Here is a 22,005-nt window from a genome sequence, read left to right as displayed (position 1 = left end):
GTTTGCATGAAGAGCCTCACTTCGCGAGCACGAGCGACAGGTCGAGGTGGATGTGAATGTCGTCGCTGACGGCCACGCCGCCGGCTTCGAGCACCGTATTCCACGTGATGCCGAACTCGGAACGCTTGATTTTCGTTTCGGCCGAAGCGCCGATACGGGTATTGCCCCAGGGGTCTTTCTGCTCGGGCGTCGGACCTTCGACCTGGAGAACGACTTCACGCGCCTGATCGCGGATCGTCAGGTCGCCGACGATCTCGAGGCCTTCCTTACCCTGGCGAATCGCGCGCGACTTGAAGGTGATGTTCGGGTACTTCGCGGCGTCGAAGAAGTCGGCGCTCTTGAGGTGATCGTCGCGGCCCTGCTCCTTCGTGTTGATCGAACCGACTTCGATCGTCGCCTCGGCGCTCGAAGCCGCGAGGTTCGACGGATCGTACTTCACGGCGCCCGAGAACTTCTGGAACTCGCCGCGGACGTTGGTGATCATGAGGTGGCGAACCTTGAACGTCACACCCGAGTGCGAGGGGTCGATGTTCCAGGTCTTCAGGCCGGCGGACGTAGAAGTAGTGGCCTCGGTGCTCGTGCTCATTGCAGTCTCCTTGGTTCGACCGATGTGACGATGGCCCGTCTCGTCGCTCTCCGAAAGCCGGCATCGCGCGAACGCATCGTTGCACGGGTGGAACAATCTGGGGACCGATCCGAGCAATGCTGTCCAGTGCGCGGAAAATCAGCGCGAACGGTGCCGTACGAGGCCGTCACGCGCAGAGGCGAGGTCCGGACAGCCGGCCAGGCGCATCGCGCGCACCAGCTCTTCGTCGAGCAGCTCGAGCACGCGTGTGACGCCTGCGTGACCGCCGGCGGCGAGCCCCCAGAGGACCGGCCGACCGACGAACACGGCCGTGGCGCCGAGCCCGAGCGCCACGAGCGCATGGGTGCCCGAGCGAATGCCGCCGTCCACGTAGACGTCGGCCTGCTCGCCGACGGCCGAGACGACGTCGACCAAGGCGTCCGCGGTGGCGGGCGCGAGGTCGAGCTGACGGCCGCCGTGGTTCGAGACCCAGATGGCCTTCGCGCCGTGGTCGAGAGCGCGTCGTGCGTCGTCGCCGCGGACGATGCCTTTGATGACCAGCGGAAGCGGCGCGCACATCTTGGCGAGCGCTTCGAAGTCTTTCCAGCTGAAGGACGGATCGTGCCGCGAAGCCATGAAGCGGGCAAGCTCGGAGCCGGCGCCCTCACGGAGATCGGGCGGAACGATGTCGACGAGGTTGGCCATCTCCATGCCGTTCGGCAGCGCGAAGCCGTTTCTCACGTCGGCGCAGCGCCGGCCGAGGCAGGGCGTATCGGCGGTGAAGGCGATGGCGCTGTAGCCGGCGGCCTTGGCGCGCTCGACGAGCCGTGCCGTGAAGGCCCGATCCGTGTGGACGTAGAGCTGGAACCAGCGCGGCGCGCCGGGAGCGGCCAACGCGACGTCTTCGAGCGTGGTCGTCGCCAGCGTGGAGGCTACGTAGAGCGTGCCGACGTCGGCGGCGGCCCGCGCGGTGGCGCGTTCGCCTTCCGGATGGGCCAGCGTGTGATAGGCCGTCGGCGCGATGCTGATCGGCGAGCGAAGCGTCGTGCCGAGAACCGTGGTGCGGATGTCCGGCTGCGCGACATCGACGAGCGCGCGATACCAAAGCTCGTAGGTCGTCCACGCGCTGCGATTGCGATGGAGCGTGTGCTCTTCGTCCGCGCCGGAACGGTAATAGTCGTACGCGGAGTGCGTGAGATTTCCCCGTGCGACGGCCTCGAAGTCGTCGACGGTCACCAGCTTGGCGAGTTTGGGATCCATGGCGCGCGCGAAGCTCGAGCTTCGCCCCTTGCGCGCGGTCCTGTCAAACGGGCATGTGCCTACGCGTTCATCGTGGCCGCACGCGTGATCGCCTGCTGGAAGATCTCGACGGGTTGCGCCCCATTGATGGCGACCTTGTCGTTCACGATGACGAACGGGACGCCCGTGATACCGCGCTCGGAGAACGAGCGAGCAATGGCCTTGGTCTCTTCGAGCTCTGCGTCGTTCGACAGCAGGGCAAGAGCTGCGTCGCGCGTGAACCCGTGCTGCTCGGCGATGTCGGCGAGGGTGGTGGTGTCGCCGATGTCACGCCCTTCGAGGAAGTACGCCGCGAAGAGTGCGCGCGCGAGCGCCGGCTGGGTGCCGAGCGCTTCGGCGTGACGCACGAGCGTGTGACCTTTGACCGTGCTCGGCATGCGGCGGACCTTGGCGAAGTCGAGCGGAATGCCCGACTGCCGCGCGGCCTCTTCGACACGCCCGAACATGCGATCGGGGTCGACATTGTAGCGTTTCGCGAGGCGCTCTCTCAGGTCGACACCTTCGGCAGGCAGCGACGGATCGAGGAGAAATGGGTGGAACGCCACCTTTGCCCGGACGTCGAGCCCCTCGAGCGCCTGCTCCACACGCCGCGAGCCGATGAAGCACCACGGACACACGATGTCCGAAACGATGTCGATGGATACGTCGGTCATGGCTTGGGCTCGATGGGCTGAGGGTTGCGGCGACACGCAGAACGAATGTAGCGAGAGTACTTCGATGTCGGTCGGGGCGAGGACGTCGCGCGGCTTCGCGCAACCTCGCGTTCCGCATTCCCGCTGCGTTTTTCTGCAGGCACTCCTCAGTGCATCGATCACGCGATTCGCGAGCTCTTCACGCGCCCACATGTCATGTGCTCGCGCCTGATTTTCAGGGACGGCCGTGTTTCCGCGGTGACGACGGAAGCCGCCAGCACAAAACCGTTGGACGATGGGTTTACTGCTGCCGTTGCGACTCCGGAGCAGTTTCGGCCGAGCCCGACGAGCCCGTCCCGCCTCGCGAGGGCGCGTCCGGCATGCGCTTTTTGTGGAGGAGAGCCGGATCACGCGAGCTTCCCAGGCTGCGCTTGCACCGAATGCATCGAAACACGATGCGCTCGGGCGAGGGCGTGACGCCGAACATGCTGAGGCAGATCCAGCCCCAGAGCGTGTATTCCGGCTCTTGTTGAACCTCGGGATGTCCCCGGGTGTGACCGCAGGGGCAAGTGCGCGCCGCCATCGTCGCAGCTTTACGTCGCTGCGTTGCGAACGCAAACACTCCTGTCGTCGAAACACGAGACCTGATTCGTTCGCGGGTTCGTGTCTGGGCTCGTTCTTGCGCTCGCTCTCGAAGTCTTTCTTGGGGACGTTCGAAGCTCTTACGCCACAATGTTCGCGTATGCGCGCGATTGCGTCGGCTGAGGCAGCGCCCGAAAGGGCGGGCTTTGGCTCGACCGTACTGAACAGCGCGAGCGGCGCGGTCGTTGCAGTTTTCGAGGTGAGTCGCCGAGGCGGACCGAGGTGGTTCTCCGCGCGCGACGGAGGAGCTCGCGATGCTCGACAAGAGATACGCAGGGCTGATCGTCCTCACGGCGCTGTGCGGGATTCACTGCAGTGCGCCCGTCGAGACGGTCTCACACGACGACGCCCCCATCACGGAGGCAGCGGACCCTCCTCCTGGGCGTCGTTCGACGCCGCCGTCCGACTCGGAGAAAATCGTTTCGCTCGGGGACGACAGCGTGGAGCCGGAATTCACGTCGAGCGTGCGTGACGCGAGCGGCAATCTGTACGAGACCGGCACGTTCACGCGAACGATGGTGGGCGGGGCGACGCTCCTTCGCAGTCGCGGTGACCGCGACGTCTTCGTCATCAAAACGGCAGCGGATGGTAGCCCTCTCTGGGCGATCTCGATTGGCAGCGCGATGCGGGAGAGCGACCCGAAGGTGACGCTCGACGATGGCAAGGTTTCGATCCTGGGGACCACGAAGGGCCAAATGGACTGTGGTCGCGGCCCCCTGAACTCGTGGTCGTCCGAGACATTTTTTCTCTGCACGTTCCAAGCGAAGGACGGCACCCCGATCGTGGGTGGGGCATTCCCGACCGGCGCCCCCTGAACCGAGGAATGCGAGATTCGGCGAAGCGGGGCCATTGACGAGCTTTTCCGGCGCGTTTCGGCAGCTCGAGAGTATGCTGCGCCCCCATGAAACGCATCGCGAGCTTGGTCGCCCTCGTAGCTGTCGTGGCTGTCGCTTCGGGTTGCGACGAGGACAAGAAGAAGGACGACTTGCTCGCCAAGGCGAGTGCCTCGGCGTCGGCCGCAGCCTCTGGCGCGGTTGCGGCAAGGGAAGCCGTCCCCTCCGCCATGCCGTCGGCGAGCGCGGCGCCCGAGCCGGTCAAAGCGAAGGAAGTCATCTGCCCCACGGGCAACGATCTGACGCTGACCGATCCGGACCTCGAGGCGGAGATCCGTCTCAAGCTCTCGAAGCCGAAGGATCCGCTGAAGGTCTCCGACCTCGCGAACATCCGTTCGCTGAACCTCACGAAGAAGCAGTCGCTCGACGAGCTCGACCCGTGCGTCATCCCGAAGATGACGAACCTGAAGCACCTGTACCTGGGGCCCGGGAAGCTCCGCGATCTCCGCCCGATCGCAAACCTCGTTCAACTCGAGTCTCTGCGCGCGTCGATCAACGAGGTCGAGGATCTCAAGCCGCTCGAGAAGCTCGTCTTGCTCGACCGGCTCGATCTCGGTCGCACGCACGTTCGTGACATCGCCCCGCTCGCGAATCTCGTGAACCTCACCGAGCTGCAACTCGACGACACGCAGGTCTCCGACCTCGCGCCGCTCGCGAAGGCGAAGAAGCTCGAGAAGGTCAGCATCAAGCACACGAACGTCAGCGACGTGAGCCCTCTCAAGGAGGCCACGAAGCTGAAGTTCCTCTACGTCGAGGGCTGCGCCATCAACAACCTCGACACGATTCAACCGCTGGTCGGCCGCGGCCTCAAGGTCGTGACGAAGTAGCCCCGTATGGGGGAAGAGGGCGCGCGTCCCGGGCGTTCACGTTCTGGCGTGTATGTCCGGGTCGTGAGCAAGCGAGATGGGGCCGGCTTGCCGCTCGCGCTGACGGGCGGGGCCGTCCTCGCGCTTCTCGGCGTTCTGCTCGACGACCTGTTCTTCCACCTTCTGCCCACACCGCCGAGCACGTTCGAGTTCGTCCTCGTCGGCTTGACCATGGTCCTCGCGGCCCTCGGTCCCTGGCTTGCGCGGCCCGTGTCGAGTCGGCTTTCGTTCCTCCGGCTTTCGCCGCGAGCGATCGTGGTCGGCGGGCGTCGAATCGCGGCGGAGGACGTCGAGGCGGTCTTCCTGGCCGCGGCGCATCGGGGAACCAGCGTGGGGCTTCGCCTCCGCAAACGCCTCCTCTTTCTCGAGGTGGAACGCGCCGAGGACGCCCAACGCGTGATCGACGCTCTCGGAAAGACACCCGAGGCGCTCGGGAACATCGAGAAGTCGCGGACGTGGGGCGAGGGGGCCATTGCCCAGGGGGCCTTGTCCATCGCGACCGTGATGTTCGCCCTGCTGTACCAGTCGGCGACGACGATGCCGGATGCGCCGATCGGCTCGAAGGCACTGGGCATTCCTGGCGTCGTGTTTTCGGCGCTCTCGCTGATCGTGCTCGTCGGGCGCGTGATGTCGGGAGCGCGCCTCTCGCTCGCGAAAGACAGCGCGCTCGAGGCCCATGCCAGGCTGCACGCAGACGCGGCCGACACGGCAGACGCGCCCGTCGCCGAGACCGGGCCACTCGTTCGTCGCGATGAGCCGACGGCCGCATGGCTGGCGAGGCTCGATGCGGCAGCCTCCGAAGGGAGCGCCTATCGCGGAGACGTGCCCGCTCGCGATGCGCTGGTCGGGACGCTGACGAACGAGGCTGCGCAGGTCGATGCGCGCATGGCCGCGGCTCGGCTGCTCAAGCGACGGCACGGGGCGAACGACGAGGAACTCGTGCGTATCGTAACCGATCCCCAGGTTCGCGTGCGTGTCGAAGCCGCGCTCGAAGACGACGATGATGCGGCAGAACGCATCGACGCGCTCGGACCGGTATTTCAGCTCCGACGCTGATCTTCGCGCCCATTCGGACTACGATGCCCAGCGATGCGCACCGTCGTCGTCGGCGCGGGCTCGGCAGGTTCGGTAATCGCCGCACGTTTGTCGGAGGATTCTCGGCACGATGTCGTGCTCGTGGAAGCCGGGCCCGACTATCCGTTGGCGAGCGAACGCCCCGAGGTGCTCCCTGCCGATCTCCGGAGCGGCAAGAAGAACGCCATGTACAGCCACGACTGGGGCTACACGTACAAGGCGACCGAACACCGGTTCTGGAGCGCGCTGCCGATGGAGTTCCCACGCGGTCGCGTGGTCGGCGGGTCGTCGGCCGTCAACACGTGCATTGCCTTGCGAGGGCAGCCGTACGACTACGACGAATGGGCGTCGTTGGGCCTGCCGGAATGGTCGTGGGAGGCGTGTCTCCCGGCGTTCAAGAGGCTCGAGAACGATCTCGACTTCGACAACGAGTGGCATGGTCGGCAGGGGCCCATTCCCATTCGCCGCCATCGCGAAGACGAGCTTGTGCCGTGGCAAGCGGCGTTTCTGGAGGCTTGCGAGGAGCTCGGTTTCCCGAAGTCCGAAGATACGAACGACCCCACCACGGCGGGAGCCGGCCCGCATGCCATGAACAAGATCGGCGGCGAGCGCATGAGCGCTGCCCGCTGCTATCTGACCGCCGAAGTCCGTGCTCGTTCGAACTTCTCGATCGTGCCCGACACGCTCGTGCGTCGCGTGATCGTGAAGGATGGTCGCGCGCAGGGGGTCGAGGTCGAACGCTTCGGACGCGTGTTCGAGATGCACGGTGATCGCGTCGTGCTTGCCGGCGGGGCGATCGCGACGCCGGGCGTTCTGCTCCGGTCGGGCATCGGCCCTGCGGCGGAGATCGCGCGTCTCGGCGTCGAGCTCGTGGCAGACGTTCCCGGCGTGGGTTCGCGTCTGCTCGATCATCCGGGCGTCGCCGTTTTCTTCCTGCCGCGCCAGTCGGGCATGTCGAAGATCGATCATCCCCTCGTGCAGACCGTGCATCGGTACACGTCGACGGGCAGCGCGTGTCCGAACGACGTGCAGATCCAGCCCGGATCGTTTCTCCCGCTGCCTCGTTTGCCGGTTCCCGGCGTGACCCTCGCGGCGTGCATCGGCAAGGTTCGCGCGGCCGGTCGACTTCGCTTCCGATCGGCGAGGCCGAACGCGGCGCCGGTCATCGAGACGGCGCTCTTCGCCGACGAAGGCGACAAGCGCATCGGCCTCGACGCGCTTCGCTGGATCGGCCGGCTCGCGAAGACGAAGGCGCTCTCGCGTCTCGCGCGTCCCGTGTATCCGTCGCGTTCGCCCTTCGACGAGGAAGGCAACTTCCGCAGGCCCATCGAGCAGATCACGGGGTCGGGCTACCATCCGTGCGGCACCGTCCCGATGGGGCGCGACGACGACCCGCTCGCGGCGACCGATGGCCGAGGGCGTGTGCGCTACGTGCGCGACCTGTACGTGGCAGACGCAAGCCTGATGCCCACCATCACGAGCTCGAACACGAACCTGCCGACCTTGATGATCGGCGAACGCTTCGGCGAGTGGCTCAAAGAAGAAGCGTGAGCCTTTCGCCCCAGCGATCAGGCTAAGGCGCTGGAAATTCGAGCGAACTTCGAAATCGCCCGAGCTCGCGTTTTCTTTGTCACCAGGCCCGGGCGGCCTGCGTTGGGCCTTCGAACCGAACGAGATTCGTTCGCACGAAAGGTCGCCCGATGACGCTAGCCTGCTCTCCCACTTCCTCGCCGTACCGGATGCCCGTGCCTCCTCCCTCGATCGACCACGAGCCGTGCGGCGCCGACATGGAAACGGCGGACGGTCGCTCGTTGCCCCTCGTGTCGGCGCACCTGCGCGTCGAGACGAAGGGCGGCCTGGCGCGTGCGGTGCTCGAGCAGGTCTTCGAGAATCCGTATGAAGAGACGCTGAAGGTCACCTACCGCATGCCGCTTCCCGCGGATGGCAGCGTGAGTGGCTACGCGTTCGAGATCGGCGCACGCACGGTGGCCGGTCGTGTCGATCGCAAAGCGGCTGCGCGCGAGACCTTCGAGAAGGCGATCCTGGAGGGCAAGACCTCGGCGCTCCTCGAGCAAGAGCGGGCGGACGTTTTCACGCAGAGCATCGGGAACATTCCGTCGCGCCAGCGCATCACGGCGCGCATCACGATGGACCTTCGATTGGCGTGGCGAACGGAAGGCGAATGGGAGCTTCGGTTCCCCACGGTGATCGGTCCGCGTTACGTCGGCGCCACCGAGACGCCCGAGGACGCCGCGGCGGTGCACGTAGACGTCGCTGAAAAAGGCGTTCGCGCGCGTATCGGGCTCGAGCTCGCGGTCGGTGACGTGCTCTCCGATGGGCGCCGCGTGGAATCGCCCTCGCATTCGCTCCGAACGCGCGACGACGGCGTCATCGAGCTCGCGTCGGGTGCAGGGGAGCGGCTGGACCGAGACATCGTGGTCCGCTGGGCGGTGGTGAAGCCGTCGATCGGCGCTTCGCTCGCCGTTGCTCGTCCGGCCGCGACGTCTCCCCATGGGCGTCATGGCTACGGGCTTCTCACCGTCGTTCCACCGTCGCCCGATGCCGGGATGGCTGCGCAGTCGCGGGATCTCGTCGTGCTCCTCGACACGAGTGGATCGATGTCCGGAGGGCCTCTCACGCAGGCGAAGCGCGTCGTCGGGCAGCTCATCGAGTCACTCGGCGAGGCGGATCGCTTCGAGCTCGTGGAGTTCTCCTCGCGTCCGACGCGCTATGCGCATTCACCCATCGTGGCCACCCGCGAGGCGAAAAAGAAGGCGATCGCGTGGGTGATGGGGCTCGAGGCCCAAGGCGGAACCGAGATGTACTCGGGCATCGTCGAGGCGCTCACCACGCTTCGCGCCGGTGCTCAGCGGCAGGTCGTGCTCTTGACCGACGGCTACGTGGGCGGCGAGAAGCAGCTGATCACGCTGCTCCACGAGCGCTTGCCGGAGGGCTGTCGCATGCACGTCGTGGGGGTCGGAGCTGCTGTGAATCGGTCGCTTTCGACGGCCATCGCGCGCGCCGGCCGCGGCGCGGAGATCCTCGTGGGATTGAGCGAGGACGCCGAGAAGGCCTGTCGCGTGCTGCTCGACCGGACGTGCGCGCCGATCCTCACCGACGTGACCATCACCGGTGACGCTCTCGTCGAGATGGCCCCCGAAGCCTTGCCCGACGTCTTCGCCGGCGCGCCGCTTCTCGCGGCGTTGAAGTTGAATCCGAATGGCGGCGAGCTCGTGATTCGCGGGAAGCTTGCGCGTGGAACCTGGGAAGAGCGCGTGCATGTGGCCCCGATTGCGCCGAGCAGCGGAGAGCGAGCCGTCACGGCGCTGTATGCTCTCGAGCGCGTCGCGGATCTCGAGGTGCGCTGGACGATGGGCGAGGAAGCGAAGGCCGTCGACCGCGAGATCGAGAGCCTCGGCGTCGTGTTCCAGATCTCGACGCGGATGACGTCGTGGGTCGCCGTAGACGACGCTCCTTCGGTCGATCCGCAGTCGGGCTCGCGCAGCGAGAGCGTCCCGCAGGAGCTGCCGTTCGGTACGAGCCTCGCGAGCTTCGGCCTTGGCAGCGCAACGCTGGGCTTTGGCGGTGCGCCGCCGGCGGCCGCGATGCCGATGTCCGTCGCTCGTCCCATGAGCGCACCGGTGATGCAGATGCCGCCTTCACCGGCGCCGCGCGGTCCGAGCGGTCCAATGCGCAAGCGAGCGGCTTTCGCCGCGCCCCCGCCGGCGGAAGGGGAGAGCGCGGCAGGGGCAGCGCCGCAGGCCGAGGCGGACCTGGCGAGCGTGGTTCCGCAAGCGTCGAGTGGCGGGGCACCGGCTCCTGCGCGGAAGGGCGAGGCATTGCCCGCTGCCGATGCGAGACGCGAAGCGCTCGTCGCCTCCGTTCCGAAGCGCCGGACCCGGCTTTGGCTCGTCGCACTGGTTCTCCTAATCCTCGTACTCCTCGCCCTCGCGGCGTGGCTTCTCGGACGCTGAATCGATGGATCTCGACGCCTTCCTCCCCGCCATCGTTGCCCGCGACACGCGAGCGTTCGGCCAATGGATGGCGCGCGCGGAAGGGCGCATGCGCGAGAGCCTTCGCTCGTTCGCCACCGTGGTGGACGTGGAGTCGGTTCTCCAGGAAGCCTTGCTGCGCGTCTGGCACGTCGCTCCTCGCTTCGTGCCGGACGGGCGACCCGACGGTCTCGTGCGTCTCGGCATCCGCATCGCCCGTAACCTCGCCATCAGCGAGTTACGTCGAACGCGCGCGCGTCCGGTGGAAGACGACGAGCTCGAGCGCGTGATGGCCGACGACGAGCCGTCCGAGGTCTCGTCTCCCGACCCGATGCTTCGCAAGGTCATCGCGGAGTGTCATGACAAGCTGCCCGAGAAGCCAAGACAGGCGCTCGACGCACGCGTACGGAGCGAAGGCCGCAGTGAAGATCTGGACCTCGCGAGCCAGCTCGGAATGAGGCTCAACACCTTCCTCCAGAACTTCGGACGCGCGCGTCGGTTGCTCGCCGAGTGCCTGCGTAAGCACGGTATCGCCTTGCCGGAGCTCGAGACATGACCGAGGAACATGACGAGGAGAACCTGATCGAGCAGGTCGCCGGGGCGTGGCGTCCTCCGGTGCGTGATGCCCTGCGCTACCACCCCGCATGGCACGATCTCGACGCGGCCGGGCGCCAGCAGGCATTCGATCTGGCGAAGACGCTTCGAACGGTCGAGTCTGCGCTCGATCCCGACGGCCTCTCGACGACGGCGCGTGCGGTGCTCGCGAAGGTCGAAGGACGCTGAGGCGCCGCGGCGCAGCCGTCTTTGGCATCGGACTCGCTAGGCCCGAGGCATGAGTGGTCGCGTTCGCGGACCAGGCACGCGTCGCAGTCGGCACATCACGCGCCGGTCGTTCGTCCTCGGCGGAATCGGACTCGCGATCCTGGCCAGGGCGCCGTCCGCCTGGGCCGTCCTCAAGACGACCCAGACGCTGTTTCGCATCGATCGGAGCAAGAACGCCAACATCGTCCAGTACGATGCGGTGCTCGGCACTCCGACGGAGCTCGACAAGGACACGCCGATCATCGGTTACTGGCTCCGCAGGGCGGAGGATGGCCGCCGACAGGAGTTCAGCAGCCTCGACAAGATGGCCTACGGGTTCAAGGTCGAGCGCGAAAAGGGCGCGAACGCCTGGACTTTGCGCCTGAACGCGTCAACCGATCGACCGATTCGCGTCTTCTACTGGAATGGCCGCTGGGTCGCGCAGATGATCATCGCAGGCGCCACGGCCGTTCTCGACCATCTCTACGTGGCGAGTGACGAGGGCGGCGTGATGCCGAAGGTCAAATACGTCGACGCGTTCGGCACCGAGATGTCGACGGGCAAGAAGGTCACCGAGCGGCTCAAGTCCTAGAGCACTCGAGGCGGCGAACGTCGGCGCGCATCGTTTGGCCGTTCACATGCGGCTGATGCGCACGTAACGAACGATGTCGTGGATGGCGCTCGGCGCGAGGGCCAGTGCCGCGACGCCCAAGAGGAGCGCGCTGATGACGTTGCGCTTCACGTGACTGTGCTTGGGCTTTCCGATTCGAATCATCATCGCGAGCCTCCTCTCGTTTCGATCGCTTCGTTCGCTTCGTTCGCGTCGCTATCGTTCGCAGGCGTGCCAGTCGCGTGCCCGAGTGTCTTCACGAGCTCGCCGACGAGCACAACCGCTCTCTCGACGGCTCCTTCGACCGGCGCGCTGAGGCCGATGCGCGGTTCGAGCTCGGCCGGCTCGCATCCAACGATGCGAATCGTAGCGAGACGGGCCCCGAGCGCGCGTGCGGTTCGCAGGACGGCCGCGGGGTGGAGCGTGTGGGCATCGAGCATGGGGCTCGGTGTGGCCCCGTCGTCGGCGGAAGGCTCGTCGAGGCGCTCGAGGTGGTCGAGGTCCGGCTCGACGACGAAAACCGTGCCAGGCGTGTCACCGCGCGACATCGCGTCGATGAGCACGAGTGTGTCGTAGCCTTCGAGCAGCTCGTAGGCGAGATGGAGCGAGCGAATGCCGAAGTCGGCCACGCGCACGGTCTGCGCTTGAGGCGTTCGTGAAAGGCGCCTCGCGACTTCGACCCCGAAGCCGTCGTCGCCGAGCAAGATGTTTCCGACACCCGCGACCAAGACGTTCGGATTCATTCGACCGCCTCCAGCTCGTCCGGCGAGAAATAGAGATAGCGCCCGTACCACTGGTGGAGATCCGAGGCCGGATCGTCCACGAGCGTCACGGCGACGTGGCCGTTGCCTTCCACGTCGGTGAGGACGTCTTCGATGGTGGCGATGCGCCCGACGAGGAACATGTCCTGCGCGTCCGCGCGCCGCTTCGGCATCAGTCGAACCTTGGCCCCACGTTCGAGCGAGACCTTGGTGGTGACGCGCGGCGGAGCATCGCGGAAGGTCCCGTGGAGGCGTCCCAACTGCTCGGGCGTGAGGGCGTCGGCACGGTCGACGATGGCCGCGGCGCGCGCGTCGGTGGCCCGCGCTTGTTGCTTCTCCTCGTCGGTCAGCGTGAGCGTGCGGAGCGTGAGGATCTCGTCGATCTCGAGGCCGTCGCAGAGATCGCCTGGGCTCTCGGGCGCAATCTGCGGGTAGTCGTAGAGGATGATGGGCGAAGCGAGCACCACGTCGCGCTCTCCCTCGCTCCCCACGAGAACCGGCCACGCGCGCTCGTTGACGCACGTGCCCGCGGCCTGCTTGGCCCATGTCGGCGCGTCGGTCATCGACAAGAACGACGCGCGGCGCACGCCGATGAGGGCGTGCACACTCGCGAGTGACGAGAGAAGGGCGTTCTCGCGCGATGCTCGGACGTCTCTCCACGGCGTGCGGTTCTCGACGCGGAGGCGAACCCTGAAGAGCGGATTCTTTGCCGAGGGAATGGGCTCGACGGCGATCTCGACTCGGATCGCGATGGGCTCGAAGGTCCCTTTGCTCGGGTCGGTCTCGGTGGCGAGGTCGAAGTCGCGAACGACGCGCGTGCCATCGGAGGTGAGCACGTCGCACGAGGCCTCGAACTCGAGCTCGGAACCTTCCTCCCACGCGGCACTCGCGCGGCGTCGCAGACGGAAGCCCCGCACGCACGCTTCGACGGTGAAGTCGGAGGTCGCTTCGAGGAGGCACTCGGTCTGCATCGCCCAGCCTTCACAGCCCGTCGCCTCGCTCCACGCGCGCGGCGCGAGGACGCCGAATTGCCAGCGCCACTGGTTCTTCGTCGACGACGCGCGATACGGATAGAGAACGTACCCCTCGTAGAGCACGGCGTTCGCAATCGAGCGGGCGCGCTCGAAGAGGGGACCCTTCTGCGTGTGGTCGGTCATGTGGAGTCCTCGCCGGCGGCTTCCAGGAGCGCCTTCATGGCGGAGTCCCAGTTGGGGACTGCCCGCCGAGCCTTGAAGCGCAAGAGGGCGTTGAGCGTGTCGCGCTCGAGTCGAAGCCAGCCGGCGTCCGGCCAGTGCGCATCCATGAGTGCGCGCCAAGTGCTGGTCGGTAGCTCGTGCCTCGCTTCCTGGTCCCAGGAGACGCGACCGATTTCGAGCTCGCCGCCATCGCCGCGCGCGAAGACGGTCCCGGTGAAGAGGAAGAGCAGGGGAATCGCCCCCGCATCGAGCGCGTGGAAGTACTTTGCCGCCGAGATCTCGAGGTCGTAGCTGCACGGTACATGCAGCGCGATGCGCGTCTCGCCTTCGAACGCGCCGCTCGTGGCCGTGGCGTGGGCCCACACGAACGGTCGCATCGTCTGTGGCCAGCGCGCGCGTTCGCCGAAGAGCTCGGTGAGCCGTTCGCCCTCTTCCTCCGTGTAGTGCCGACGGTGGGCCTCGATACGCACCTGCACCGAAAGCAAGAGGCCTTGCACGTGACGACCCTCGGCGGCTTCGACGTCGAGGTCGAAGGCGAGCGTCGGCGCCATCGCGTTCAGAACGGGCTTCGCACCGCTCACACGGAAACCAACCACGCTCATACAGGCCTCGCGTTTCCATCGGCGTTGCGCCGCGCGCGTTCGAAGAAGGCCTCGAGGGCCGCGCGAGCCCGAGGACCGCCGGTGAACCCCTCCCAGGCCATGCGGAGGCGCGCGACGAGCTCGTACGCGGCATTCAGCGGAACGACCCAACCGGTGGCCGCGTCGCGATCGCGTCCGTCGACGAGCCACGCCTCGACGTCGGGTTCGAGCATGCCGATGCCTGCCGTCGCAGACAGATCACGTCGCGAACCGTCGTCGAGCTCGGCCTCGATCGCGCCGCCCGGGCTCGGATAGAAGCCGACCGGGTGCCCGCGGCTCGAGTCGACGACGAAGAATGCGATGCGGACGGGGATCCCGAGGCGCATCCACTGCTCGTCGTCGAGCGACAGCTCTCGGCCGCCGACCCAGCGATCGGGGACGGCCTTGAACTTGCCGTGGCCTGCGCCCTCCGCCGAGAGCAAGAGCCGGCATGCGCGACATACGCAGAGAATGCCCGGCATTCCGACGCGGACGAGGTGCTCGTGCTCCTCGGGCATCGGCGCCGCGCACATCTCGCAAGGCGACGGCGGTGCAGGGCCCGCGCTCGGCGAGGCCACGGGCGACCGTCTCGCGCGAGGTCCGATGCGGGAGGCGAAGGGTGCGAGGGCTCCGAACGGAGCGCGTGGTCGCCCGTTCTGGTTCAAGGCAACGTGTCCTTTCGCGCGGCCTTGCCGTTCGTGCCCGCGTCACGGGGCCGCCCGATCTGCACGAGCTTGTCCGGTGGCGGCGCATGCGTCGGGGCTTTGTCGGCGAGCCCTTCGAACACGACCTGCACGATCTCGGGCGCCGCTTCGGTGATCGCCCGCTCGACGAGGTCCGTCGCGGTCTCGGCCGACGACGAACATCCGTCGCAGCTTCCTTCGAAGCGCAGGCGAACCGTCGCGCCTTCGTCCACGCCGAGCAGCGAAATCGCGCCACCGTGCGAGCCAAGATACGGCCGTACGCCGTCGAGCGCGCGCTGGATGCGGGCCTCGAGGTCGTCCGGATGGAGATCGTGGAGCACGAGCAGCGCGCCCACGAGCGGATCGCGGACCAGCGTGGAGCGCGCTGCCTCGGTGGTTTCTCCGGCCAGGGCGGACACGACACGCGCCAGCGCTTCGCCGTAGAGGCCCACGATGTCGCTCACGAGGTGTTCGACCTTCGAAGCGATCTCGGGAGAGGCCGTTTGGCGTAGCTCCGCGAGCGCGTGCGCGATGCGTTCGCCCGCGTCGTCGAGCTCGTGCTCGAGGTCCGCCTGACTTGTCTGGCTCACTTGCTCCCGCTTCCGTTGTTTCCGCCGAGAATGAGCGGCGCGTGGACCGTCTCGATGAGGCGGCCTCCTCCGAGGTACATGTGCACGCCGCAGGGCAGGCACGGATCGAAGCTCCGCACCGTGCGCATGATGTCGATGCCCTTGAAGCGGCTCGCCGGGTTCTCCTCGAAGATCGGCTGGCCGGTCACGGCGTCCTCGTACGGACCGAGCGTGCCGTAGCTGTCGCGCGGGCTCGCGTTCCACGGCGTGGGCGGGTAGGGGTGGTAGTTCGCGATCTTGCCGTCGCGAATGACCATGTGGTGCGAGAGCACGCCGCGCACGGCCTCGGTGAAGCCGCAGCCGATCCCGTCCTTCGGCACGTCGAAGCGCTCCCACGTCTTCGTCCGACCCGCGCGGACTTCGTCGAGCGCGCGCTCCACGAAGTAGAGCGCGCACGCCGCCGCGTAGGCCTGGAAGTAGGTGCGGGCGCGATCGCGCTCGAGCGTGTTCGACCAGCGCGGGATCTTCCACTCGAACGTGACCGGGCCTCGACTCGGCGACTTCGGCAGGTGGATCTGCACGCTCTGGCCGGTGGCCTTCACGTACGGATGGCTGACGATGCCGGCGAGCGCCGTCGTCCAGAGGCGTGCGATGGGGCCGCCGCCGGTGTCGAGCGCGAGGTGGTCCTTGCCGTCGAACCAGCGCGGGGACATGACCCACGTGTACTTGCCGCCATCGAGCTCGCGCTTCTGCGGCTTCGGAATGGTGTGCTGGTTCCAGGGATGACGACGATCGACTGGATTTCCCAGCGGATCGTGCGACACGAACATCTCCTGATCTTCCCAGTCGTCGTAGTACGAGCTGCCGAGCAGGATTCGGATCCCGAGGTTGATCTTCACGAGGTCCGTCGTGACGAGTCGACCGTCGACGACGACGCCCGGCGTGACGAACATCGAGCGCCCCCAGCGCGTCATGTCCTTGTATTCGAAGTTGCAGACGTCGGGATTCTGGAACGAGCCCCAACAGCCGAGCAGGATGCGCCGGCGTCCGACCTCTTCGTAACCGGGCAGGGCCTCGTAGAAGAAGTCGAAGAGATCATCGTGCATCGGCACGACGCGCTTCATGAAGTCGACGTACTTCATGAGACGCGTCAGGTAGTCGGTGAAGAGCTGCACGGTCGCTTCGGTGCCCACGCCGCCGGGATAGAGCGTCGACGGGTGCACGTGACGCCCTTCCATCAGGCAGAACATCTCGCGCGTCATGCGGCTCATCTCGAGCGCTTCGCGATAGAACGCGCCCTCGATGGGATTCACCGAGTGCATGATGTCGGCGATGGTCTTGTAGCCGTGGAGCTCGGCGTTCGGCGCCGCGGTCTTCGTCGCCCGCTCCCATACGCCGGGGTTCGTCTCCTTGACCATGCGCTCGCAGAAGTCGACCGCGACCAGGTTCTCCTGGAAGATGTTGTGGTCGAACATGTACTCGGCTGCTTCGCCGAGATTGACGATCCACTCGCCGAGCGCTGGCGGCTTCACGCCGTACGCCATGTTCTGCGCGTAGCACGAGCACGTCGCGTGGTTGTCGCCGCAGATCCCGCAGATGCGGCTCGTGATGAAGTGCGAGTCACGCGGATCTTTGCCCTTCATGAACACGCTGTAGCCGCGGAAGATCGACGAGGTGCTGTGACACTCCGCGACGCGTCGATTGCCGAAGTCGATCTTCGTGTAGATGCCGAGGCTCCCGACGATTCGGGTAATCGGATCCCAGTTCATCTCGACGAGGCGGCTCGTGCTCTCGGTCGTAGGCTGCTGTGCCATCGCGATCTCCTCGTAGTCTTCTGGCGGTCCGAAGGTCTGCGTGCGCCGCACGCCTTCGGTGCTCGTGGTTCGTTGTCGGCGTCGTGTGCCGTGTCCCGCTCACCCGCTCTCGTTCAATGGCTCACCAGGGCGGGCGATAGCCGGTGCGGAGCGTCGTAGACGGCGCGCGCCACTTCGGCTCCTTGTCGGCCGTGTGCTTCGTGATCGCGCGGAGCGATCGAATCAGGTTCCCATACGGCGCAATCGCGCGCGTGGAGACCGCCGCTCCGGGCGGTTCATCCATGAAGGGCATGAACTTGTCGGGGAAGCCCGGCATCGTGCAGGCCATGCAGATGCCGCCGATGTTGGGGCAACCACCGATGCCGTCCATCCATCCGCGCTTCGGCACGTTGCACTTGATGACCGGGCCCCAGCACCCGAGCTTCACGAGGCACTTCGGGCTCCCGTAGTCGTTCGCGAAGTCGGCCTGCTCGTAGTAGCCGGCGCGGTCACAGCCTTCGTGCACGGTCTTGCCGAAGAGCCAGGCTGGACGAAGTTCTTCGTCGAGCGGGATCATCGGCGCCTTGCCGGCGAGCTGGTGCAAGAGGTACGTCAGCGTCTCGGCCATGTTGTCCGGCTGCACCGGGCATCCAGGGACGTTGACGATCGGCAGGCCGGCCTTGGAGCGCCAGTTCGGGCCGAGGTAGTCGGCGAGGCCCATCGCGCCCGTGGGATTGCCTTGCATGGCGTGGATACCGCCGTAGGTCGCGCAGGTGCCCGCCGCGACCATCGCCGTCGCGTTGGGCGCGAGCTTGTCGATCCACTCCATGAGGGTGACCGGCTGGCCGGTCAGCGGATCGTTGCCGAAGCCCGTCCAATAGCCTTCCGTCTTGATGCGTTCGTTGGCGATCGAGCCTTCGATCACGACCACGAACGGATCGATCTCACCGCGGGCTCCCTTCCAGAACCACTCGATGAACTCCTCACCGACCTGGTAGTCGATGAGCGGCCAGTGGAACGCGACTTTGGGCAGACCGGGGATCGTCCCTAAGGCGATGTCCTCGATGCTCGGGAGTCGTGCATTCGTGAGCGATACGGAGTCACCGTCGCAGCTCAACCCGGCATTCAGCCACAGGACGTGCACGACGGTCTCGTCGGACAGACCCTTGGCCTCCTTGGGCGTCATCATGCGCGCCATGCTGCCTCCTCATCCGAAGATCCGAAGTCGAGACGTGAGGCTGGAGCCCCGAACAGTTCGGTACTCTCGCCTCACGCGGCGTCGTTTCCGGGAGGTTGCAAGAGCCACGCACAAAAATGGTCGAGCCCCTGACCTGTGGTGGCGGATACCGCAAACACCTTGAGCGCAGGGTTCACCGCGAGCGCATTCGCTACGCACTGCTGGAGGTCGAACGGCACGTGCGGGAGCAGGTCGACCTTGCTGACCACGAGCACCTGGCTCGCGCGAAACACGTGAGGATACTTGAGCGGCTTGTCGTCGCCCTCGGTGACGGAAAGCACGACGACCTTGGCGTGCTCACCCACGTCGAAGAGCGCGGGGCACACCAAGTTGCCGACGTTCTCGACGACCACGAGCGATCCAGACGGAGGGTCGAGCTCCTCGAGTGCATGACCCACCACGTGCGCGTCGAGATGACACACCGTGCCCGTGTTGATCTGGATCGCGCGTGCGCCCGTGGCGCGAATGCGCGCGGCGTCGTGTTCGGTCTCTTGATCGCCCTCGAGCACGGAGACGGGAAGCCTGCCGCGCAGCGCGCGAATGCTCGCCTCGAGGAGCGTCGTCTTCCCCGCGCCAGGCGAGCCGAGGAGATTCAGCGCTTTGACCTTTCGTCCAGCGAGCCATGCCCGGTTTTCTCGGGCGAGAGCGTCGTTCTTCGCCAGGACTTCGTGCTCGAGGCGTATGCGTCTCGTCTCCGTACTTCCGTGGGTGTGGCCATGCGAATGCCCGTCATGATCATGGCGGTGATGGCCGTGTTCACCGTGGTCGTGGTGTTCGTGCTTGCCGTCGCTCGAGCAGCCGCAGGTCGCACACATGGTCAAACCACCTCCACGTCTCGAACTCTGAGCTCCTGACCTCGCAAGATCGCGACGTCGGTGCTTCCGCACGCGCAGGAGGCGACGAGCGAATCGAGAGGCATCGTGCGACCGCATGCACGACACCCGCCAGTACCCTCGGTGCGGATGATCTCGAGCGTCGCCCCCTCGAGGTTCGTGCCGCGTGCGCAAACGTCGAAGCAGAACCGAACGGCGTCCGGCACGATGGCGGAGAGCGCTCCGATCTCGAGTACGACGCGCACGACGCGTGAGCCCTCGAGGTGCTCTTCGATGTGCTCGACGATGCTCTGGGTAATCGCCAACTCGTGCACGGTGATGCCCCATTCTGGTGCGCACGTGCGCGCCCGATTCTCACGGTCGTGCCACGTTGCGGTCCTTCTCCACTTCGACAGCTCGCGGCAGCGGGCTTACGGTGATGGGACGGACGGTGTCATGAGCTCGCGCGCTGTCCTGGGACGCGCGGCGCAGGATGGCGTGGGGGCTTCGGCAATCGGTGCCCGTCGATGCATGCGAGATGCATGAGCCGAGCCAGACGACGCCATCGTGCGCCGCGCGAACGAGGACCGAACGCTGCAGGGGAGGATTCGATGATCGCGACGAACGCCGCACAGAACGCCGCGACGACTGCGCGCAGCCGTTTCGGAATTCGCGTGCGTGGCGTCGTGCAGGGAGTCGGTTTTCGCCCCGCGGTCTTTCGCATCGCAGAGGCGCTTCGGCTGGTTGGGTTCGTTCGCAACGACGCCGAGGGCGTCTGGATCGAAGTCGAGGGATGTCCCGAGGACGTGGCGCGCTTCCCGGAGTCGCTCCGGCGCGACGCTCCGGCGCTGTCACGCATCGACGCGCTCGAGATTTCCCCCATGCCGCCCGGCGCGGACGCCGCGTTCTTGGTCGTGGCGAGTGCCGGCACGTCGAGCGAAGGCGCCATCGTTCCCGCCGACGTCGCCACGTGCGAGGCCTGTCTGCGCGAGCTCTTCGACGTCGACGATCGCCGGTATCGATACCCGTTCGTCAACTGCACGGATTGTGGGCCGCGCTACACGATCGTCCACGAGCTGCCGTACGACCGTCCGAAGACGACGATGGCGGCCTTCGACATGTGTCCGGCGTGCCGTGCGGAATACGAGGACCCCGCGAATCGTCGTTTTCATGCCGAGCCGAATGCGTGTCCGGCGTGCGGACCTCGCGTCGCGCTGGTCGAGGGGGGAGTTCGCACGTCCGAGGGCGATACGGCGATGCTCCGCGCGGCGGCGCTGCTCGGGGCGGGGCGAATTCTCGCCGTCAAAGGGCTCGGTGGCTATCAGCTGGCGGTCTCGGCGACGAGCGAAGAGGGCGTCGAGCGACTTCGCGAACGGAAGCGCAGGCCGCACAAGCCGCTCGCGGTGATGGCGCGCGACCTCGCCACCGTCGATGCGTTGGCCGATTCGAGTCCGGCGGAGCGCCGCGCGCTGACGTCGCCGGCGCGGCCGATCGTTCTCTTGCGAATGCGCACGGAGGCGGAGGCGCGCGTGGCAAAGAGCGTTGCTCCGCGCCTCGGCGAGCTCGGCGTCATGCTGCCGTCCACACCGCTCCATCATCTGCTCCTGCGTGACGGCGAGCCGTTGCTCGTGATGACGAGCGGTAACGTCTCGGACGAGCCGATTGCCAAGGACGACGACGAAGCTCTGACGAAGCTCGCGGACATCGCCGATGCGTTTCTCGTGCACGATCGACGAATCCACACGCGCGCCGACGATTCGGTGGTGCGGGGCGTGGCCGGGGTGGTGCAGCCGGTGCGTCGGGCGCGCGGCCTCGTACCGGACTCGATTCCGCTTCCGTTCGAAGCCGGTGGAGTGTTGGCCGTGGGCGCCGAGCTGAAGAGCACGGTGTGTCTGACCCGCGGGCGCGAAGCGTTCGTCTCGCAGCACATCGGTGATCTCGAGGGGCTCGAGGCGCGCGCGTTCTTCGAGGAGGTCGTGCAGAAGCTCGGCCACCTTCTCGGGACGTCGCCCTCCGTCGTCGCGCACGACCTACATCCCGACTACGCCTCGACGCGTTGGGCGATCGCCTCCGGGCTCCGCCGTTGCGTCGTCCAGCACCACCACGCTCACGTGGCATCGTGCATGGCCGAGAACGGTCGAATCGAGCAAGTGATCGGCGTGGCCTTCGATGGGACCGGGTGCGGACCAGCCGGGGATTTGTGGGGCGGCGAGGTGCTGCTCGCCGACCTCGGAGGCTTCGAGCGTCGAGGCCATCTGCGGCCCATCGCGCTCGCGGGGGCGAAGCGGCGATTCGCCAGCCATGGCGTCTGGCGGCGGCCGCGCTCATCGACGCGGGCGAGTCTCTCGAGGCGCTCGCGAGCATCTCGCGCGTGAAGCTCGAGGCGGTGCGCCGGATGATCGAGCAGAACGTGAGCTCGCCGCGCGCCACCGGTGCTGGACGCTGGTTCGACGCGATGGCGGCGCTCATCGGCGTGCGCGACGAGATCAGCTACGAGGGCCAAGCGGCGATCGAGCTGGAAGCCCTCGCGGCGACGGTGGTTACGCAGACGGAACGCGGGCACGATGCGACCGATCCGTATGCGTTCGCCTGTGAGGCAAAATCCGATCAGCCCTTCGTCATCGACCTTCGCCCCACCGTGCGAGCCATTCTCTCCGCGCTGCGCCGCCGCGAGCCGCAAGCGCGCATCGCGGCTCGTTTCCACGCGACGATGGCGGAGGCCGTGCTCGAGGCCTGCCGTCGCGTGCGCTCGGAGACGCGCGTTCAGACCGTGGCGCTCTCGGGCGGCTGCTTCCAGAGCCGGCTGCTCACCGAGACGACGAAGCGTCGGCTCGAGTCCGCCGGCTTCGAGGTGCTCCTGCACCGACGCGTACCGCCGAACGACGGCGGCATCGCCCTCGGGCAGGCGGCGGTGGCGGCATATCGGAATCGCGCGGGGGAGCGCACGAAGGAGGCCTAGC

The 22,005-nt window shown here is 66.9% G+C and carries 22 protein-coding genes and 1 pseudogene; 9 read left to right on the top strand and 14 right to left on the bottom strand.

Annotated elements, in window-relative coordinates:
- Nucleotides 1-16: 16 nt before the first annotated feature.
- The 4 genes from AKJ09_RS45825 to AKJ09_RS45810 all read right to left on the bottom strand — a co-directional run bounded on the left by AKJ09_RS45825 (nucleotide 17) and on the right by AKJ09_RS45810 (nucleotide 3,079).
- Nucleotides 17-586 carry a YceI family protein gene (locus tag AKJ09_RS45825; RefSeq protein WP_205633974.1) on the bottom strand — a complete coding sequence of 190 codons (570 nt, stop codon included), beginning with the start codon at nucleotides 584-586 and terminating at the stop codon, nucleotides 17-19.
- Between the two features lie 138 nt (nucleotides 587-724).
- A complete protein-coding gene (locus tag AKJ09_RS45820) occupies nucleotides 725-1,825 on the bottom strand; it encodes an alpha-hydroxy acid oxidase (protein WP_146654172.1) in 1,101 nt (366 codons plus the stop codon).
- A gap of 59 nt (nucleotides 1,826-1,884) precedes the next feature.
- Entirely contained in the window at nucleotides 1,885-2,517 is a 633-nt protein-coding gene (locus AKJ09_RS45815; protein ID WP_169928437.1) for a DsbA family oxidoreductase, read from the bottom strand.
- A 280-nt stretch (nucleotides 2,518-2,797) separates the two neighbouring features.
- Nucleotides 2,798-3,079, bottom strand: coding sequence for a hypothetical protein (locus AKJ09_RS45810; protein WP_146654170.1), 282 nt, complete (start codon nucleotides 3,077-3,079; stop codon nucleotides 2,798-2,800).
- 313 nt (nucleotides 3,080-3,392) lie between these two features.
- Between AKJ09_RS45810 and AKJ09_RS45805 the strand changes: the two genes are divergently transcribed.
- From AKJ09_RS45805 to AKJ09_RS45770, 8 genes are all read left to right on the top strand, one after another.
- Nucleotides 3,393-3,953 (top strand): hypothetical protein, encoded by a 561-nt coding sequence (locus tag AKJ09_RS45805; protein ID WP_146654169.1) that lies wholly within the window; start codon nucleotides 3,393-3,395, stop codon nucleotides 3,951-3,953.
- A gap of 86 nt (nucleotides 3,954-4,039) precedes the next feature.
- A complete protein-coding gene (locus AKJ09_RS45800) occupies nucleotides 4,040-4,858 on the top strand; it encodes a leucine-rich repeat domain-containing protein (protein ID WP_146654168.1) in 819 nt (272 codons plus the stop codon).
- 63 nt (nucleotides 4,859-4,921) lie between these two features.
- Complete coding sequence (locus tag AKJ09_RS45795) at nucleotides 4,922-5,953, top strand: hypothetical protein (protein ID WP_146654167.1); 1,032 nt, start codon at nucleotides 4,922-4,924, stop codon at nucleotides 5,951-5,953.
- 33 nt (nucleotides 5,954-5,986) lie between these two features.
- Complete coding sequence (locus AKJ09_RS45790) at nucleotides 5,987-7,522, top strand: GMC family oxidoreductase (protein WP_146654166.1); 1,536 nt, start codon at nucleotides 5,987-5,989, stop codon at nucleotides 7,520-7,522.
- 194 nt (nucleotides 7,523-7,716) lie between these two features.
- Complete coding sequence (locus tag AKJ09_RS45785) at nucleotides 7,717-9,945, top strand: VIT domain-containing protein (RefSeq protein ID WP_169928436.1); 2,229 nt, start codon at nucleotides 7,717-7,719, stop codon at nucleotides 9,943-9,945.
- 4 nt (nucleotides 9,946-9,949) lie between these two features.
- The gene (locus AKJ09_RS45780; protein WP_146654164.1) at nucleotides 9,950-10,519 is read left to right on the top strand and encodes an RNA polymerase sigma factor; all 570 of its coding nucleotides are present in this window, start codon (nucleotides 9,950-9,952) and stop codon (nucleotides 10,517-10,519) included.
- Complete coding sequence (locus AKJ09_RS45775) at nucleotides 10,516-10,746, top strand: hypothetical protein (protein WP_146654163.1); 231 nt, start codon at nucleotides 10,516-10,518, stop codon at nucleotides 10,744-10,746. The genes AKJ09_RS45780 and AKJ09_RS45775 overlap by 4 nt, the downstream gene beginning before the upstream one ends.
- A 49-nt stretch (nucleotides 10,747-10,795) precedes the next feature.
- The gene (locus AKJ09_RS45770; RefSeq protein WP_146654162.1) at nucleotides 10,796-11,356 is read left to right on the top strand and encodes a DUF4833 domain-containing protein; all 561 of its coding nucleotides are present in this window, start codon (nucleotides 10,796-10,798) and stop codon (nucleotides 11,354-11,356) included.
- Nucleotides 11,357-11,398: 42 nt separating this feature from the next.
- On the opposite strand, the gene AKJ09_RS53825 is transcribed toward AKJ09_RS45770, so the two are convergent.
- From AKJ09_RS53825 to AKJ09_RS45725, 10 genes are all read right to left on the bottom strand, one after another.
- Nucleotides 11,399-11,542 (bottom strand): hypothetical protein, encoded by a 144-nt coding sequence (locus AKJ09_RS53825; protein WP_169928435.1) that lies wholly within the window; start codon nucleotides 11,540-11,542, stop codon nucleotides 11,399-11,401.
- The gene (locus tag AKJ09_RS45765) at nucleotides 11,539-12,117 is read right to left on the bottom strand and encodes a hydrogenase maturation protease (RefSeq protein ID WP_146654161.1); all 579 of its coding nucleotides are present in this window, start codon (nucleotides 12,115-12,117) and stop codon (nucleotides 11,539-11,541) included. The genes AKJ09_RS53825 and AKJ09_RS45765 overlap by 4 nt, the downstream gene beginning before the upstream one ends.
- Nucleotides 12,114-13,292 (bottom strand): hypothetical protein, encoded by a 1,179-nt coding sequence (locus AKJ09_RS45760; RefSeq protein WP_146654160.1) that lies wholly within the window; start codon nucleotides 13,290-13,292, stop codon nucleotides 12,114-12,116. Before AKJ09_RS45760 ends, AKJ09_RS45765 begins: the two co-directional genes overlap by 4 nt.
- Entirely contained in the window at nucleotides 13,289-13,933 is a 645-nt protein-coding gene (locus AKJ09_RS45755) for a DUF6084 family protein (protein ID WP_146654159.1), read from the bottom strand. The genes AKJ09_RS45760 and AKJ09_RS45755 overlap by 4 nt, the downstream gene beginning before the upstream one ends.
- The gene (locus AKJ09_RS45750; RefSeq protein WP_146654158.1) at nucleotides 13,930-14,529 is read right to left on the bottom strand and encodes a DUF5947 family protein; all 600 of its coding nucleotides are present in this window, start codon (nucleotides 14,527-14,529) and stop codon (nucleotides 13,930-13,932) included. Before AKJ09_RS45750 ends, AKJ09_RS45755 begins: the two co-directional genes overlap by 4 nt.
- A gap of 83 nt (nucleotides 14,530-14,612) precedes the next feature.
- On the bottom strand, nucleotides 14,613-15,224 hold the full coding sequence (locus tag AKJ09_RS45745; protein ID WP_169928434.1) for a NifU family protein: 612 nt from the start codon (nucleotides 15,222-15,224) through the stop codon (nucleotides 14,613-14,615).
- Nucleotides 15,221-17,017 (bottom strand): nickel-dependent hydrogenase large subunit, encoded by a 1,797-nt coding sequence (locus AKJ09_RS45740; RefSeq protein WP_146654156.1) that lies wholly within the window; start codon nucleotides 17,015-17,017, stop codon nucleotides 15,221-15,223. The genes AKJ09_RS45745 and AKJ09_RS45740 overlap by 4 nt, the downstream gene beginning before the upstream one ends.
- Nucleotides 17,018-17,138: 121 nt before the next feature.
- Complete coding sequence (locus tag AKJ09_RS45735) at nucleotides 17,139-18,194, bottom strand: NADH-quinone oxidoreductase subunit B family protein (RefSeq protein ID WP_205633973.1); 1,056 nt, start codon at nucleotides 18,192-18,194, stop codon at nucleotides 17,139-17,141.
- Between the two features lie 71 nt (nucleotides 18,195-18,265).
- On the bottom strand, nucleotides 18,266-19,048 hold the full coding sequence (hypB, locus tag AKJ09_RS45730; protein WP_146654155.1) for a hydrogenase nickel incorporation protein HypB: 783 nt from the start codon (nucleotides 19,046-19,048) through the stop codon (nucleotides 18,266-18,268).
- Between the two features lie 2 nt (nucleotides 19,049-19,050).
- Nucleotides 19,051-19,380, bottom strand: a complete 330-nt coding sequence (locus AKJ09_RS45725) for a hydrogenase maturation nickel metallochaperone HypA/HybF (RefSeq protein WP_146654154.1) — start codon at nucleotides 19,378-19,380, stop codon at nucleotides 19,051-19,053.
- Between the two features lie 192 nt (nucleotides 19,381-19,572).
- Here AKJ09_RS45725 and hypF point away from each other — a divergent pair.
- Nucleotides 19,573-22,004, top strand: a pseudogene (hypF, locus tag AKJ09_RS45720) (carbamoyltransferase HypF).
- Nucleotide 22,005 lies beyond the last annotated feature (1 nt).

The sequence above is a fragment of the Labilithrix luteola genome, from assembly GCF_001263205.1.
GTDB lineage: Bacteria > Myxococcota_A > Polyangia > Polyangiales > Polyangiaceae > Labilithrix > Labilithrix luteola.
The sequence above is the reverse complement of the archived record's forward strand: the minus strand, read 5'-3'. Positions and strand labels throughout refer to the sequence as shown.